This window comes from Pseudoalteromonas sp. P1-26 (genome assembly GCF_001401795.1).
GTDB lineage: Bacteria > Pseudomonadota > Gammaproteobacteria > Enterobacterales > Alteromonadaceae > Pseudoalteromonas.
In genome coordinates this window covers 77,805-92,939 of sequence record NZ_LKDX01000007.1, presented here as the reverse complement: position 1 = coordinate 92,939, position 15,135 = coordinate 77,805, and the positions used below count along the sequence as shown (strand labels likewise).

The window sequence follows — 15,135 nt, the reverse complement described above, 5'->3', positions numbered from 1 at the left end:
TAATTTACATACTTAAGGTAAAGTGAGTGTATGTATCGAGTAGTGAATAAACAGGCGTTAGCAAAACGCCTGTTTATGTATTTCTTACCCTTGTTATTAGTTGGCGTACTTGTAGGTGCGCCTTTTTTGCTTTTATTTTTAGGCTCTTTTGCACTTTTAATTTGGCATTATCATCAATTATATCGCCTCAGCGATTGGCTCCTTAATCAACGTAGTTTTAACCCACCCGAAGGGGAGGGAGCGTGGGAGCAAGTCTTTGAAGGGATCTATCATTTACAACACCGCAACCGTAAAAAACGCAATGAATTGGCAGACTTAATACGCCGTTTTCGTGATGGCGCCGAAGCTGTGCCTGATGCGGTGGTTGTATTACAAAAAGACCTAAGCATTATTTGGTGTAACCAATTGGCTTTAAAGGTTTTAGGTTTACAGTGGCCTACTGATCATGGGCAACGCTTAGATAATCTTATTCGCGATCCTAAGTTTGCAAAGTACATGCATAAAGCTTGTTTCGATGAACCGCTCGAGCTTGATGGTGGCCACAGCTACGATCAAACCTTAGAGTTTCGTGTTATGCCCTATGCAAGTTCACAGTTGATGATGGTGGTGCGTGATGTTACTCGCTTAAAGCAACTTGAGCAGATGCGTAAAGACTTTGTGGCCAATGTTTCTCATGAGCTGAGAACACCGCTTACTGTGGTAACCGGTTACTTAGAAATGCTTGATTCAGATAGCTTACCACCTCCTGCAATGTGGCAAAAAGCGCAAACAACCATGCTTGAACAATGTAAGCGTATGGATAGCTTGGTCAATCAATTACTGTCGTTGTCGCGTATTGAAGGGGCACGTCGTCAAGATAACGATAAGCCTGTCAATGTACCGCAGCTACTTACCTATATTCAAACCGAAGCACAGTCATTAAACCAAGATAAAGGCCATGAGCTTATTTTTAATGTTGATGCGAGCTTAGACATTAAAGGGGCCGAAGATGAATTACGTAGTGCCTTTTCTAATCTTGTGTTTAACGCCATCCATTACACCAAGCCTAGTGGCAAGATTGTAGTTGATTGGCAGCTTAAAAATAACCAAGCCGCATTTAGTGTGACCGATAATGGTGATGGTATTGCCGCAGAGCATATTAACCGTTTAACCGAGCGTTTTTATCGTGTAGATAAAGCGCGTAGCCGTACGACAGGTGGGTCTGGATTAGGTTTAGCTATTACAAAACATGTACTTACAAGGCATGATAGTCGTTTAGATATCAGCAGTAAATTAGGACAAGGCTCGACCTTTGCGTTTGCATTTGGTAGCGAAAAAGTCGTGCGTATTGCAGGTAATACCAAAAAAACCGCAAAGTCATAAAAATGTCATTTAAGGGTAATCTAACTGTCATCTAGTGTCATTAGAGTAGACCGCAGTTAGGAAATGGGACGAACAAATCGGAGTAACCCCTATGAAATTCAAAAATCTCGTTGCCGCAATGGGTGTGGCTGTAACAACATTTGTATCAGCACAAGCAGCTGCAGTTGATAAAGATATGCCTGAGTACACTAAAACAAGTGGTATCTCTGGTAACTTCTCATCTGTTGGTTCTGACACTCTTGCAAACATGATGACGTTCTGGGCAGAAGAGTACAAACGCTTCTATCCAAACGTAAACATTCAAATCCAAGCAGCGGGTTCTTCAACTGCTCCTCCAGCATTAACTGAAGGTACAGCAAACTTCGGCCCAATGAGCCGTCGTATGAAGTCAAAAGAAATCGAAGCATTCGAAAAGCGTTATGGCTACAAGCCAACTGAAGTTCGCGTTGCAATCGATGCTCTAGCTGTATTCGTACACAAAGATAACCCAATCAAAGGTTTACGTATTGACCAAGTTGATGCGATTTTCTCTTCTACACGTAAATGTGGTGCAAGTGAACAAGTTAACCGTTGGAGCGAAGTAGGTCTTGAGGGTGATTGGGCTGCAAAAGATATCCAGCTTTACGGTCGTAACTCAGTATCAGGTACTTACGGTTACTTCAAGAAGAAAGCACTTTGTAAAGGTGACTTCCGTAACAACGTAAACGAACAACCTGGTTCTGCATCTGTAGTACAGTCAATCTCTTCTTCAGTGAACGCGATTGGTTACTCAGGTATCGGTTATAAAACATCAGGTGTACGCACAGTTCCACTTTCTAAGAAAGGCGATAACTTTGTTGATGCAACATTAGAAAACGTAGCAACAGGTAAATACCCACTATCTCGTTTCTTATACGTTTATGTGAACAAGCACCCTAACAAGCCGCTTTCACCAATCGATGCAGAGTTCTTAAAAATGGTTCTTTCTGTAGACGGTCAAAAAATTGTTGAGAAAGATGGTTATGTGCCACTTTCAGGTAAAATGGCAATGGCTGAACTTAAAAAGCTAGGCCTTCTGTAACAACCATACAGACATAGATGAAAAAACCGCTCATTGAGCGGTTTTTTTTCGTTTAGCTTTTGGCAAAGAGCTTGGCTTTAATACGTTGCTGAGCAATACGTACTTGCTTGCGCTTTTTACCCGAGGGTGCCTTAAAGCTTTGAATAGGCATTACCGTTGGGTATTCATTGGGTAATGCTGGTACATTAAAGTCAGCGTGTTCATCTTTTGGCAAGCCAATTTCTTGTTGATGTACACGAAGTGCCGCTAAGGTATCATCGTTTTCAACTTCACTTGGACATAAAAATAAACCCATTTTACGCATTTTCACTCCTAAGCCGATGCTGCTTGAATAGCGTACAATTGGCGCTGCTAAAATAAGACCTACTAAAATAGGTGATAACCACCAAAAGAAGGTCGGTGTGTAATAGTAAGCAACCGAGCCCCAGATAATCGCGGTAATAGTCGAAAATAACGTATAACCAATCGCTTCTTTCCACGGTACCATTCTGCCTTCGCGAGGTTGTGCATCCCAGCTAACTTTTTTGCCTAAAAATACGCACACTACAAAGTAGCTATGAAAAACCATCATTAAAGGGGCAATCACAATCGCAAAAATAGTTTCGATGAGTGAACCGGCAATTAACTTCATCGTACCGCCAAAGGCGTTATTACGATGCACTAAAGTCACAATTACGCCCATTAATTTAGGCAGTAACAACAATACAGCTGTAATAAATAACAACGAATCAATTAAATCCGTTTTAGCAATTTGCCAGGTTGGGAAAAGTTGATAAGCATGGTTAAAGTACACGTCGCTATTAAGTGCACGAGTTACTGCATCTAAGGTACTTAATGCCAGCATCGATAACCAAATCAACGATGAAATATACGCTGTGGCTCCAAATAAAAAGTGCATTTTACTCATTAGCTTAAGACCTGATTTAGGCAGTAAACCTAAATGCTGGATATTACCTTGCACCCAGCGTCTATCACGAATCGCGTAATCGAGAATGTTACTTGGTACTTCTTCGTAACTGCCTTCAACATCGCTGAGCAGTAACACATCCCAACCACTGCGGTGTAGCAGAGAAGCTTCTACAAAGTCATGACTTAAGATCTCACCACCAAATGGGGCATTACCTTTTAGAACAGGTAGGCCGCAGCACTTTGTGAATGCTTCAACGCGAATAATCGCATTGTGGCCCCAGTAGTTTGCTTGGTTTGTTTGCCAAAAAGCAGAACCAGTTGCCAGCATTGGGCTATATAAAATTGATGCAAACTGTAAAAAGCGACCAAAAAACGTGTCTTGGCGAACCGGAATCGGGATCGTCTGGATCAAGCCTGATTTTGGATTGCTGATCATGCTAGAAGTCAGTTCAAGCATACATTGACCCGTCATAATGCTATCGGCATCAAGCACAATCATGTGATCGTACTGGCTGCCCCAACGTTCACAAAAATCAGTTAAGTTACCCACTTTACGGTGTTTATTATCTTCACGGCGACGATAAAAAGTATGCTTTGCTAAATCACCTAAGCGCTCAGTAAGTGCATTCCACGCTTTAAGTTCATTACGTGCAATTTCAGGGTCTTGCGTATCACTTAGCAAGTAAAAGTCGTAATGCGGCATTTGCCCTGTTTTAGCCAGCGAGCGTAAACTTACTTCAAAACCGGCGATGACACGCTCTGTATCTTCGTTGTAGATAGGCATAACAATGGCTGTTTTAGTTTGGCTCAAGGCATGCTGATTAATCTCGATTGGCTTTTGACGTTTTAAGGTCAACGGGTCAATACGAAATAATTGCAGGATGAAGCCCATACAGCCACTACAAAAGGCTGTAACAATCCACGCGAAGGTAACTGTAAATAATGCCAGTAAAGCGTACTCAAGCGGTGTCATGCCGTTAGAATTTAAAATATCGAACATGATCCACACGCCATAGGCGGTAATGGTAAGCGCTAGGCTTGAAAAAAGCCAAGCGCGGGTCTTCTTAAATGGCATTGCTGTTGCCTTTAATGCTTTACTATTGGACGTCGTTTGGATACCAGACATAGCTCCATACCTCGCTGATTTCTTTATCACGTAGTTTTAACGATAAGCGCATATCAACAGGCTTATCTCCCTCTGGCGCCACTTTAAATGCTACGCGCCATCCTTGATTGTTTGGTAACTGCTGTACCGTTTTATCGCTTATTTGCCCAGCAGAGAGTGTAAGATCCGCCTGCATGGCAAAATTAGCTGATAGTTGATTAATGGTTTCGCCACTAAAATCAACGGTAAATTGGCGGTGGCTTTTTGGTGGTGGATTGTCTTCACCAGGTAATGCTGCACTACCAATTCGGGTTCTTAACACACTCGCTTTATCTTGAGTTGCAAGCGTGGCATTGAAAGTCGACAGCTTGTAACTAAAGCTTAAGCTGTCACCAGCTTTCATAGGCTGCTCTGGCACCCAATAGCTAACAATATTGTCGTTGGTTTCGGTATCTGTAGGGATTTCTACTAACTCAACACGCCCTTTACCCCAATTACCCACTGGCTCAATCCACATGCTCGGACGGTTGTGATAATGCGCTTCGGTATCAAGGTAGTTATTAAAGTCTCGGTCTCGCTGTGCAAGGCCAAAGCCTTTAGGGTTCTCGTAGCTAAACGAAGTGACACTTAATTTTTTTGGGTTATTCAGTGCACGCCAAATCCATTGACCTTGTTCTGATTGCATTAATAGGCCATCAGAATCATGTACTTCAGGGCGGTAATCATCAAAAAACTTAGTACTATTTTCACCGTGGTAAAACATACTTGTTAGCGGGGCTATGCCGAGCTTTTTAATGTCTTTACGGGCAAAAATTTGCATCTCGGTTTTTACTTCAGTGTTAGTAGAAGGTGTTAGTTCAAAACGATAGGCTCCCGACACTGAAGGGCTATCTAATAATGCATAAAGCACGATGGTAGTATCTTCGGGTGCAGGTTTTACTAACCAGAACTCTTTGAAAACAGGAAACTCTTCGCCTGAGCTCAGTGCTGTATCAACTGCAAGACCTCGAGCTGACAGACCATATACTTGATGCGGGCCAACTAAACGAAAATACGAAGCACCTTGGAACACAGCTACTTCGTCTTTGTACTGGTTGTTGTTCAGTGGAAAATGCAAACGAAAACCTGCATGGCCAAGTTGTGTATTGGCAATAGCGGTGCTGATCTCTTGCTCTAACGGGGCAGCAGTTGCATCGTAACGATAGTAATCTGTTTTAAAAGGTAAACTTTTTACTTCGGCATTTTGCTCAAGAGTATTGATTGCAACTGGTGAGCGATATAAAAAGCCAGGGTGGAATAACTGCACTTCATACAGGCTTTGATCTTTCCAAATTGCTTGCTCAGTACGAAAACGAATCGCACGGTAGTCCTGATAACCAATATTAGTTAATGCTTCAAGCTCTAACTCTTTAGGCGCTACATACGGCTCAGAGGCTAATTTTTTCGCACGTGCAGTGATAACTTCAAATAGCTTTTCTTCTGGAATCGTGATCATTGCAGGCTTAAGCTCAACAGCAGCAGTATCCTCTACTTGCTGTTTTTCATTTTCGGTTGCTTGAACCTCAGCGGCTGTTTGTTCTGTTTCAGTTGCTTTTGGCTGCTCTGGGTCTTCAACTGCGTAACTATGACCTGCGCTCATGGCTAATAATACGCCCAAGAAGGTCTTCTTTTTAATAGCGCTGAAGAGCTTAGTTCGGGTTTCTGGTTTCATTCAATTTTCCTTTAGCCGTAAATCACAATAATTCTTTCATATCTCATAGCAATTGCTGGACCCAAAATAAAAATTAACAATCTCAATGGCTTTGAGTTGGTGCAGCTAAATGCGAAGAGTAAAATTTTGAAATTAGTGAGAAACAATTACACAGTTGCAGTTGTTTATTCGTCACCAATATGGAGAAGTTTAATGAACGAAAGCTTGCCCTAATATGAATAGCTTAAAGGGTAAACAAAAATATGAACAAAATTACCAGAGGCTTAATTGTGCGAGTGAAATTGTAATCGAGGAGGGGAGTGCAGGCACCGAATAGGTTTTCAGTGCCTTAAAAAGCGAGTCGTTGTTATTTAACTTCGCCTAACTTTTCTGCATTGGCTTTACATTGGTTGTAAGCTTCAATGCACTTGTTGCTACAGACTTTATGAACTAAGCCATCAGCGGTGCTTTGTTGCTCACAGCTCGCTTCGCATTGATAGTTTTGCTGAGCACATTGCTGCATTTCTGGGTTTTCAATTTTGTTTGAGCAGGCAGACAGTAATGTCATAGCAAACAATGTTGCTGCAATTGCTGGTAATTTTTTCATGCTTATCCCTAGTTTATGTCTTTTCTTTGCAATCCATCTTACCCAGATTGTTGCTATTTAATCCAGCTCAACTTGTAAATTGTCAATTAAACGTACTGAGCCCAAATAAGCAGCAGCTAAAATAACAAGTTGTTTGTCAGCCACGGTGGCTGGTTTTAGTGTTGAGCGCTCTGCAATCGAATAATAGTCAGGTTTTAGTCCTGCCTTTTCAAGCTGTGCTTTTGCATCAGCCTCAAGAGCTGCAATGTCTGCGCTGCCTTGTTTAAGTGCCGTTGCAGTATTATTTAGTGTGGCAAACAGTACTCTTGCAGTGTCTTTTTGCTCATCAGATAAATAGCCATTACGAGAGCTCATTGCTAAACCTGAGATTTCACGGCAAGTAGGAACGCCAACAATTTCAACTGGGATAGATAGGTCGCGCGTCATGGTTTTAATAACCTGTAGCTGCTGAAAATCTTTTTCACCAAAACAAGCAAAGTCAGGTTGAACCAAATTAAATAATTTAGTGACAACGGTTGCAACGCCTTTGAAGTGACCAGGACGCGAGCCTCCACAGTAACCCATAGAAACACCCGGTACATCGACAAAGCTTTGCTCGCCTAAACCATTTGGGTAAATCGTCTCAACGGATGGGGTAAACACGATATCAGTACCAAGATCTGCTAAACCTTGTTTATCTTCGTTTAGTGTACGCGGGTAACTATCAAGGTCTTCATTGGCACCGAATTGCATCGGGTTTACAAAGATACTCACAACCACTTTATCAGCCAATGTTTTGGCTTTTTCAACAAGTGAAAAGTGACCTTGGTGTAAATTGCCCATGGTAGGCACTAGCGCAATGCTCAGGCCCGCTTGACGCCAAGCTTTGATTTGGCTGCGTAACGATTTAATTTCAGTGATTGATTGCATTTATTTAAACTCGTGTTCGGTACTTGGGAAAGCACCACTTTTTACATCTTCACAATACTTTTGCACTGCTGCTGGCATATTGCCGGTTTCTAATAAAAAATTCTTTGAAAACTTAGGGATATAACCTGCCGAAATACCAACTAGGTCGTGCATTACTAAGATTTGCCCATCAGTTTGATTACCTGCCCCAATACCAATGGTAGGAATACTCAGTTCATCAGTAATACGTTTAGCAAGTTCACTTGGAATACATTCTAAAACAAGTAACTGTGCACCTGCCGCCTCAAGTGCTTTTGCATCGCTGACCATTTTATCGGCTTGAGATTGCTCACGACCTTGAATTTTGAAACCGCCAAATACATGTACTGACTGAGGTGTTAATCCTAGGTGGCCACATACTGGAATACCTTGTTGGGTCATTGCACGAATACTGTCGTGCAGCCATTCGCCGCCTTCAAGCTTAATCATGTTTGCCCCAGCACGCATCAGCTCAGCTGCATTTTTACAGGCATCAGCTGGGTTGGCATAGGTCATAAAAGGTAAGTCAGCAATCACAAATAATTCGCGGCTTCCGGCACGTACACAACGTGTATGATAAGCAATATCTGTGTTGGTTACTGCTAGGGTGTCATCAGCACCTTGCAGTACCATGCCTAGTGAGTCACCGACTAAAATCACCTCGACGCCATTATCATGAAACAATTTAGCAAAACTGGCATCGTAAGCCGTTAATGCGGTGATTTTTTGTTGTTCTTGTTTCATTTTATTGAGAGTTGAAACGGTGATTTTAGACATAATTTCCTCTAAGGCTTAGCCTTGGTTGATTACTGCTGAGGGAGTTGTTGTAAATCGTTTAAAGGCAACGTTTTTGTTATATCAGCAAGTGATTGATTATTCGGTAGTACAAGTGTTGGTGCAATTTCCAACAAGGGATAAACAACAAATTCTCGCTCTGTTAAGCCATAATGAGGCACAGTTAAGCGAGGGGTGTCTATCACGTCATTACCGAACAATAAAATATCTATATCAAGGGTACGCGGACCCCAGCGTTCTTCTTTTCTAACACGGCCATGCTCAAGCTCAATGGCTTGAGTTAAATCAAGCAACTGCTCTGGCTTAAGTGCAGTTTTAACACACGCGACTGCATTTACATAATCGGGTTGATCTTGTGGCCCCATTGGTTTGCTTGCGTAATCATGGGATACACAAACAAACTCAACGTCTTTTAATGCTTTTAGGGCAGTGACAGCAGCATGAATTTGTTTACGTGGTGTGTTTAAGTTGGCACCTAAACCTAAATAAACGGTATTCATACTTAGTCTACTTTTTTCTTGCGTGGGCGACGACGGCGCTTAGGGCCACCTTGGTGTCCTAAACTTTTAACCATTTCTTTTTGACCATTGATGTCTTGGCTTAGGTAGGTTGTCCACCAGTCAGCAAGCTCTGTTTGCTGCTCTTCGCCAGCTTGCACACGCAGTAGTAAGAAATCATAGGCAGCCTTGAAGCGAGGCTGTTGAGTGAGCCTGTAAGCACGCTGACCACCTCGTTTATCAAGGCGTTGCTGAATATGCCAAATATCGCGTGCACCCAAGGTGAAGCGTTTTGGTACTGCTACATGTTGCGCGTTTTCACTCAGTACTTTGTTCATTGCTTGTGCAAATGCATCGTACTCTGAAAGTTGGTCGCGTTGTTGTAACTTCTTCGCAATGCTCTGCAATGGGAACCACAATAAGGCTGCAAAAATAAAGGCTGGGGTGACTTTTTTATCAGCATTAATACGTTTATCGGTGTTTTTAAACATTTGCAGGATAAACGTATGCTCAAAGCCTTCAGGGTTGGCATCTAAGATTTTATCAAGAGCAGGAAATAATGCTTTGAATAAACCATACTGGCGTAGCATTAAGTAGTTTTCTTCAGCTTTGCCGTTTAAAAACAATTTGAGTGATTCTTCAAACAAACGAGCAGGCGGAATATGATCAAGTAAATTAGCAAGGCCTTTAATTGGCTTTTCGGTGCCAGGTGCAATGCTCATTCCTAGTTTGGTGGCAAAACGCACTGCACGTAACATGCGCACAGGGTCTTCACGGTAACGTGTTTCTGGGTCGCCAATTAGCTCAATTTGTTTTGCTTTTATCGCGCTAATGCCATTGGCATAGTCATAAATACAAAAATCGTTAATTGAGTAGTAAAGTGCATTAATCGAAAAGTCGCGGCGCTCAGCATCTTCTTCGATGCTGCCATAGACATTGTCACGCAGGAGTTGGCCGTGTTCACTTGATTGGCTAATTTGATTTTTGCTTTCTTCGGCTTCGTGATGGCCACGCATGGTCGCCACTTCAATAATTTCTCGACCAAACACGATATGGGCTAAACGAAAACGGCGACCAATTAGGCGACAGTTACGAAATAGCTTTTTGATTTGCTCAGGGGTTGCGTTTGTTACAACGTCGAAGTCTTTTGGTTGTTGGCCTAACAATATATCTCGAATACAACCACCTACAAGGTAGGCATCAAAACCACCTTCTTTAAGGCGGTACAATACTTTGATTGCATTTGGGCTAAATTGTTTGCGCGAAATACCATGTTCACTGCGCTCGATCACCAAAGGTAACTCGCTCGTTGGCAAAGCATCACTTGATGTCGTGGCATTTGGGCCAATAATCTGCCGACAAAATTGAAAAAGCTTAGAAATAATAATCTGTCTCCTACGACGCGGACTTTGCGACTCATCAAGTATAGCGTTTGTTTGATACTTCGCCGATGTGAGATTGACGTGTAATCAGTGTGTTTTAAATGGCGCTAAATTAAGGTGTTGATGATTCGCACACTTTGGGTCGCTATCATATACCAGCAGGGCTGAAAAATTAAGTTACCCGGCCTTTAAAATTGGCAATTTATTTTTCAATAGTAACAAAGTTACAAAAAGGAGAGTTTGGATCCTCGCTAACTTGTATTTCTTGCACCTTTGGTATGTGTTCAAGGCGGTAAGTTTCAATAGCCCATGCTAACATCTGATCGATATTTAACGATAAAAGTGAGCTTTCTGGCTTTAAGCCTAAAAAGCGCAAGGCATCGAACAACGCAGGCTTTGGATCTGATTTTGCTATTGCCGGAGCGTAATTTTGTTTTGATAGCTTAAAACCGGGTTTAGCTACTGCTAAAGGTAGGTGGGCGTATTCTGGGGCCGGTTTATTTAGCTGCTTAAACAAACTGAGTTGTCGTGCGGTAGGTTCGAGTAAATCAGCGCCGCGAACGACTCTTGTAATATCTTGTGCAATATCATCGGCGACTACGACCAGTTGGTAAGCAAATAAACCATCGCTTCGCTTTATTAAGTAATCTTCTTTGGCAAGTTGGCTATCAACATACACTTTACCTTGAATTAAATCATGGTATTGACTGGTTGCAAATTGCTGGGTTAAACGTAGCGCTGAATCAGTTAAAGCGTGGTTTTTATACCGGCAGTGGCCTTGGTATATTCCACCGATTGTTTTAATTTCTTTGCGCGTGCAATGACATGCATAAACAAGGTTCTGCGAAATTAACTCGTCAACAATGGCTTGGTATTGCTCATGACGCTGGGTTTGGTATATGACAGGCTCGTCCCAGTAAAGACCGTAAGCCTCTAAGGTATGTAATATATCGTCACTAGCACCGCTTACAACACGCGTTGTGTCGATATCTTCAATGCGTACTAACCATTTCCCTTGATTGGCTTTTGCATCAAGGAAGCTACCCACAGCCGCTATAAGTGAGCCAAAATGTAATGGCCCTGAAGGGGATGGCGCAAAGCGGCCACGATATTCACGCATTGGCGTGTTAACGGCTGTGGTAGACATGGGCTAATTAAAGGATGTAATTAACCGCGTCCAGATTGCTTTTCTTTAATTTCCGCAAGCGTTTTACAGTCTACACATAAATCAGCTGTAGGACGCGCTTCTAGGCGGCGGATACCAATTTCGATACCACATGATTCACAGAAACCAAAGTCATCTTCTTTGATTAATTGAATCGTTTTTTCAATTTTCTTGATCAGTTTACGCTCACGGTCACGAGTACGAAGTTCTAATGAGAATTCTTCTTCTTGTGCTGCACGATCTACTGGATCTGGAAAGTTAGCTGCTTCGTCTTGCATATGCGATTTAGTACGGTCTACTTCGTTACGTAAATCGTTACGCCAAGCTTCTAAAATTGTTTTGAAATGAGCACGTTGTGCTTCATTCATATACTCTTCACCTGGCTGTTCTTGGTATGGTTCCAACCCGGCCTGAGCCAATAACCCTAGTCTTTTTTGGTCTGGCATAACTTTCTCCTAAATCCTTAATATTTTGCCCAGCGTTAGCCGGCGGCTATAAATAGCAGAATCATTAGACTGAGGCAAATTTATTTTTAATTAATCCTCTTGACCTTGCGCTAATGATTGCTCAAATAATTATGGGCGGTTTTGTAAGCCCTTAACTATCCATAAATTTTTTAAATTTGCTAAGTTATATGGGCAAAAAAAAATAATACAACTAAAATAGTGCTTTTATTGTCGTTTTAGTAAAAGAGTAGCTTAGTTCAGAAAATCACATTTTTCTTGCAACTTAATTTCTTCTGCCGAAATTTTTGCTTTATAAGCAATCACTTCAACACCATTATCTATAGCTTCAGTTAAAAGTTTGGCGTATTTCGGGTCGATATGTTCCGCCGCACTTACTTGATTGATACCTTCATGTAAAACGGCAAAAAATAATACTGCACGATGTCCTTGTTGCACCACTTCTATTAACTCTCGCAGATGTTTTTGGCCTCGCTCAGTTTTTGCATCCGGAAAATACCCTTGCCCAGATTGTGGTTCTGTTTGTGAAAGTAATGTCACAGATTTTACTTCTACATAGCAATGGGGTTTGTGTTCACCTGTTAATAAAAAATCGATACGGCTATTTTCTTGGCCGTATTTTACTTCTGCAGCAATTGTTTGATAGTCAACAAGTTCAGTAATCGCGCCTGCATTTAAGGCTTCTTGTACAACGTTGTTTGCAATCGCGGTATTAACACATATTAAGTGATCGAATTGGTTCTGAGTTAATTGCAAGGATTGAGGGAACTTACGTTTGGCGTTATCACTGGTTGAATAAAACGCTTTAAATCCAGGCTCTGCACAGCCCGTCATTTTGCCGGTATTAGCACAGTGAGCTGTAAACTCTACGCCATCGGCAGTTTTTAAGTCGGCTAAAAAACGTTTGTAGCGTTTAATTAAGGTAGCTGTTTGTAATGCGGGAGTAAACTTCATGGCTCTTAGTAATTCGTTTTTCTTTATTGTAAGTGATTCATTACGAGGATTGAACCACATCTCATAATGCTATTTATCGCAAGCTGTTGGGAACTGACGTTGGCTGTAGTAAACTCGAGTAACATTTTTAGCGCAAAGAGTATTCTAACATGTCAGAAAAATTTCTAGTTCAACTTAGCGAGCAGGGCGCTGCCGCACATTGGGGCGAAAAAGCCGCTCTTTCTTTTACTGAACAAGGCGCAACTGTTCATTTAACTGAGCAAGATACACTTAAAAACGTACAAAAAGCAGCACGTACGTTAGCTAATCAAGGCTTAAAAAATATTGCCTTAGTGGGCGATGTTTGGTGTACAGAAACACAATGGGCTTTCTACCAAGGCTTTGTTTCACCAAAGAATTTAGATGCTATTGAGTTTGTTGAAAATGCAAAAACAGACGGCAAAGAATTGGCTTCTTTAAAGCAAGCTGCGACGTGGGCTCGTCAAATGATCAATGGCACAGCTGATGATATTTTCCCAGAGAGCCTAGCTGGTAAAGCAGCTGAGTTTATTCAGTCACTAGCACCTGAGCACGTAAGCTACCAAATTATTAAAGGTGATGCTTTATTAGAGCAACAATGGATTGGTATCCATGCGGTAGGCCGTGGTAGTGAACGTCCACCAGTATTATTAGCATTAGATTACAACCCAACTGGTGATGAAAACGCGCCTGTTGCAGCCGCTTTAGTTGGTAAAGGCATTACGTTTGATTCAGGTGGTTACTCAATCAAAGCAAGTGAAGGCATGTTAGGCATGAAATGCGACATGGGCGGCGCAGCAACTGTGACTGCAGGTTTAGCACTTGCTATTAGCCGTGGTATCAACAAACGCATTAAGTTGTTCTTATGCTGTGCTGAAAACTTAATTTCAGGCCACGCCTACAAACTTGGCGATATCTTAACGTATAAAAATGGTACAACGGTTGAAATCGTTAACACAGACGCTGAAGGTCGTTTAGTACTAGCTGATGGCTTAATGGCAGCAGGTGAGTCTGGCGCGCCATTAATCATTGATGCGGCAACCTTAACAGGCGCTGCGCTTGTTGCTGTAGGCCAAGAGTACAATGCATTGTTTGGTCTTGATAAAGAGCTTGTACGTGACGTACAAGACTTTGCAGAGCAAGAAATGGAAGCTGCTTGGCCATTACCACTTGAAAAATGGCACCAACAAAATTGCCCGTCGCCATATGCTGACACAGCAAATAGCCGCCCACAAAAAGGTGGTGGCTACGGTGGTGCTTCCAATGCGGCTGGTTTCTTATCACGCTTTGTGCCAAATGAAGGGAAAGGTTGGGTGCACATTGACCTTGCTGCTGCATTTAACATGGGTAGCACAAGCGAGTGGGCTGCGGGCGCAACAACTCAAGGTATGCGTACCGTTGCAAGAACATTACTAGAAAAAGCATAAGCAATTTACTTTTTCATTAATCCCCTTAACTTTATCTAAGTTAAGGGGCTTTTTTTATCTAAAGGGGAATTTTACAAACTGATACAAGCTTTTTTGAGTAAATTAGTATAAAATCACGCCCCACATTTTCTCATCCTGTGGTTAGTTTTTATTAAATTAGCTACACTTGAATGATCAATTCACACTGGGGTCTCTATTTATGTCAGATAAGTGCTATATCACTGCGCAGCAGCTTCTTGAAGATTCATTTCGTGTTGCGGCACAAGTTTATGAAGATGGTTTCCGTCCTGATTTCATCATTGGTATTTGGCGTGGTGGTGCTCCAATTGGTATCGCAGTTCAAGAATATTACGATTACAAAGGCATCGAAACTGACCATATCGCAGTGCGTACTTCTTCGTATTACGGTATTAACCAGCAATCTAAAGAGATCAAAGTTCACGGTTTGCATTACATCATTGAAAATGCCAATGCAGATAACTCATTACTAATCGTTGATGATGTTTTTGATTCTGGCCGCAGTATTTTTGCGTTAAAAGAAAAGCTTTCGGAGTTAATGCGTTTAAACCTACCACGTGATATTCGCGTTGCATGCCCATACTACAAGCCGAAGAACTCAAAGGTAGACATGGTGCCAGATTACTTCATTCATGAGTCTGAAGAGTGGTTAGTGTTCCCTCATGAACTTTCAGGCCTAACGCCAGACGAAATTATCGAAGGTAAGTCTGATTTAGCTAACATCCACGACATTTTACTTGAAAAGTAATCTTGTT

14 protein-coding genes are annotated in these 15,135 nt (G+C 41.9%); 4 read left to right on the top strand and 10 right to left on the bottom strand.

The features are described 5' to 3' along the window. Positions 1-30 precede the first annotated feature (30 nt). Entirely contained in the window at positions 31-1,362 is a 1,332-nt protein-coding gene (gene phoR, locus AN394_RS05965; protein ID WP_055021003.1) for a phosphate regulon sensor histidine kinase PhoR, read from the top strand. A 91-nt stretch (positions 1,363-1,453) separates the two neighbouring features. Beyond that, entirely contained in the window at positions 1,454-2,422 is a 969-nt protein-coding gene (locus AN394_RS05960) for a PstS family phosphate ABC transporter substrate-binding protein (RefSeq protein ID WP_054560880.1), read from the top strand. Positions 2,423-2,474: 52 nt separating this feature from the next. Here AN394_RS05960 and mdoH read toward each other — a convergent pair whose 3' ends face one another. The 10 genes from mdoH to sfsA form a co-directional block, all read right to left on the bottom strand. Next, entirely contained in the window at positions 2,475-4,457 is a 1,983-nt protein-coding gene (mdoH, locus tag AN394_RS05955) for a glucans biosynthesis glucosyltransferase MdoH (RefSeq protein ID WP_054560879.1), read from the bottom strand. After that, a complete protein-coding gene (locus tag AN394_RS05950; RefSeq protein ID WP_055021002.1) occupies positions 4,429-6,147 on the bottom strand; it encodes a glucan biosynthesis protein in 1,719 nt (572 codons plus the stop codon). Before AN394_RS05950 ends, mdoH begins: the two co-directional genes overlap by 29 nt. A gap of 346 nt (positions 6,148-6,493) precedes the next feature. After that, on the bottom strand, positions 6,494-6,694 hold the full coding sequence (locus tag AN394_RS05945; RefSeq protein ID WP_370625252.1) for a hypothetical protein: 201 nt from the start codon (positions 6,692-6,694) through the stop codon (positions 6,494-6,496). A 96-nt stretch (positions 6,695-6,790) separates the two neighbouring features. Next, positions 6,791-7,642 carry a pantoate--beta-alanine ligase gene (gene panC, locus AN394_RS05940; protein WP_055021001.1) on the bottom strand — a complete coding sequence of 284 codons (852 nt, stop codon included), beginning with the start codon at positions 7,640-7,642 and terminating at the stop codon, positions 6,791-6,793. Further along, a complete protein-coding gene (gene panB, locus AN394_RS05935; RefSeq protein ID WP_054560876.1) occupies positions 7,643-8,437 on the bottom strand; it encodes a 3-methyl-2-oxobutanoate hydroxymethyltransferase in 795 nt (264 codons plus the stop codon). Positions 8,438-8,466: 29 nt separating this feature from the next. Next, entirely contained in the window at positions 8,467-8,955 is a 489-nt protein-coding gene (gene folK / locus AN394_RS05930; RefSeq protein WP_054560875.1) for a 2-amino-4-hydroxy-6-hydroxymethyldihydropteridine diphosphokinase, read from the bottom strand. Positions 8,956-8,957: 2 nt separating this feature from the next. Next, positions 8,958-10,244, bottom strand: a complete 1,287-nt coding sequence (gene pcnB / locus AN394_RS05925) for a polynucleotide adenylyltransferase PcnB (RefSeq protein WP_235575459.1) — start codon at positions 10,242-10,244, stop codon at positions 8,958-8,960. A 292-nt stretch (positions 10,245-10,536) separates the two neighbouring features. Continuing rightward, positions 10,537-11,481, bottom strand: a complete 945-nt coding sequence (gene gluQRS, locus AN394_RS05920) for a tRNA glutamyl-Q(34) synthetase GluQRS (RefSeq protein WP_054560874.1) — start codon at positions 11,479-11,481, stop codon at positions 10,537-10,539. A 20-nt stretch (positions 11,482-11,501) separates the two neighbouring features. Next, positions 11,502-11,945, bottom strand: a complete 444-nt coding sequence (gene dksA / locus AN394_RS05915; protein ID WP_054551179.1) for an RNA polymerase-binding protein DksA — start codon at positions 11,943-11,945, stop codon at positions 11,502-11,504. 252 nt (positions 11,946-12,197) lie between these two features. After that, complete coding sequence (sfsA, locus tag AN394_RS05910; RefSeq protein ID WP_054561190.1) at positions 12,198-12,917, bottom strand: DNA/RNA nuclease SfsA; 720 nt, start codon at positions 12,915-12,917, stop codon at positions 12,198-12,200. A 149-nt stretch (positions 12,918-13,066) separates the two neighbouring features. Here sfsA and pepB point away from each other — a divergent pair, with 149 nt between their 5' ends. Beyond that, positions 13,067-14,362, top strand: coding sequence for an aminopeptidase PepB (gene pepB / locus AN394_RS05905; RefSeq protein ID WP_054560873.1), 1,296 nt, complete (start codon positions 13,067-13,069; stop codon positions 14,360-14,362). A 199-nt stretch (positions 14,363-14,561) separates the two neighbouring features. Then, positions 14,562-15,128, top strand: a complete 567-nt coding sequence (locus AN394_RS05900; RefSeq protein WP_054560872.1) for a phosphoribosyltransferase — start codon at positions 14,562-14,564, stop codon at positions 15,126-15,128. Positions 15,129-15,135 lie beyond the last annotated feature (7 nt).

Excerpts from the sequence above, each read along its gene's own strand:
- phoR (WP_055021003.1), top strand. The coding sequence starts at position 31 with ATGTATCGAGTAGTGAATAAACAGGCGTTAGCAAAACGCCTGTTTATG.
- AN394_RS05960 (WP_054560880.1), top strand. The coding sequence starts at position 1,454 with ATGAAATTCAAAAATCTCGTTGCCGCAATGGGTGTGGCTGTAACAACA.
- mdoH (WP_054560879.1), bottom strand. The coding sequence starts at position 4,457 with ATGTCTGGTATCCAAACGACGTCCAATAGTAAAGCATTAAAGGCAACA.
- AN394_RS05950 (WP_055021002.1), bottom strand. The coding sequence starts at position 6,147 with ATGAAACCAGAAACCCGAACTAAGCTCTTCAGCGCTATTAAAAAGAAG.
- AN394_RS05945 (WP_370625252.1), bottom strand. The coding sequence starts at position 6,694 with ATGACATTACTGTCTGCCTGCTCAAACAAAATTGAAAACCCAGAAATG.
- panC (WP_055021001.1), bottom strand. The coding sequence starts at position 7,642 with ATGCAATCAATCACTGAAATTAAATCGTTACGCAGCCAAATCAAAGCT.
- panB (WP_054560876.1), bottom strand. The coding sequence starts at position 8,437 with ATGTCTAAAATCACCGTTTCAACTCTCAATAAAATGAAACAAGAACAA.
- folK (WP_054560875.1), bottom strand. The coding sequence starts at position 8,955 with ATGAATACCGTTTATTTAGGTTTAGGTGCCAACTTAAACACACCACGT.
- gluQRS (WP_054560874.1), bottom strand. The coding sequence starts at position 11,481 with ATGTCTACCACAGCCGTTAACACGCCAATGCGTGAATATCGTGGCCGC.
- dksA (WP_054551179.1), bottom strand. The coding sequence starts at position 11,945 with ATGCCAGACCAAAAAAGACTAGGGTTATTGGCTCAGGCCGGGTTGGAA.
- sfsA (WP_054561190.1), bottom strand. The coding sequence starts at position 12,917 with ATGAAGTTTACTCCCGCATTACAAACAGCTACCTTAATTAAACGCTAC.
- pepB (WP_054560873.1), top strand. The coding sequence starts at position 13,067 with ATGTCAGAAAAATTTCTAGTTCAACTTAGCGAGCAGGGCGCTGCCGCA.
- AN394_RS05900 (WP_054560872.1), top strand. The coding sequence starts at position 14,562 with ATGTCAGATAAGTGCTATATCACTGCGCAGCAGCTTCTTGAAGATTCA.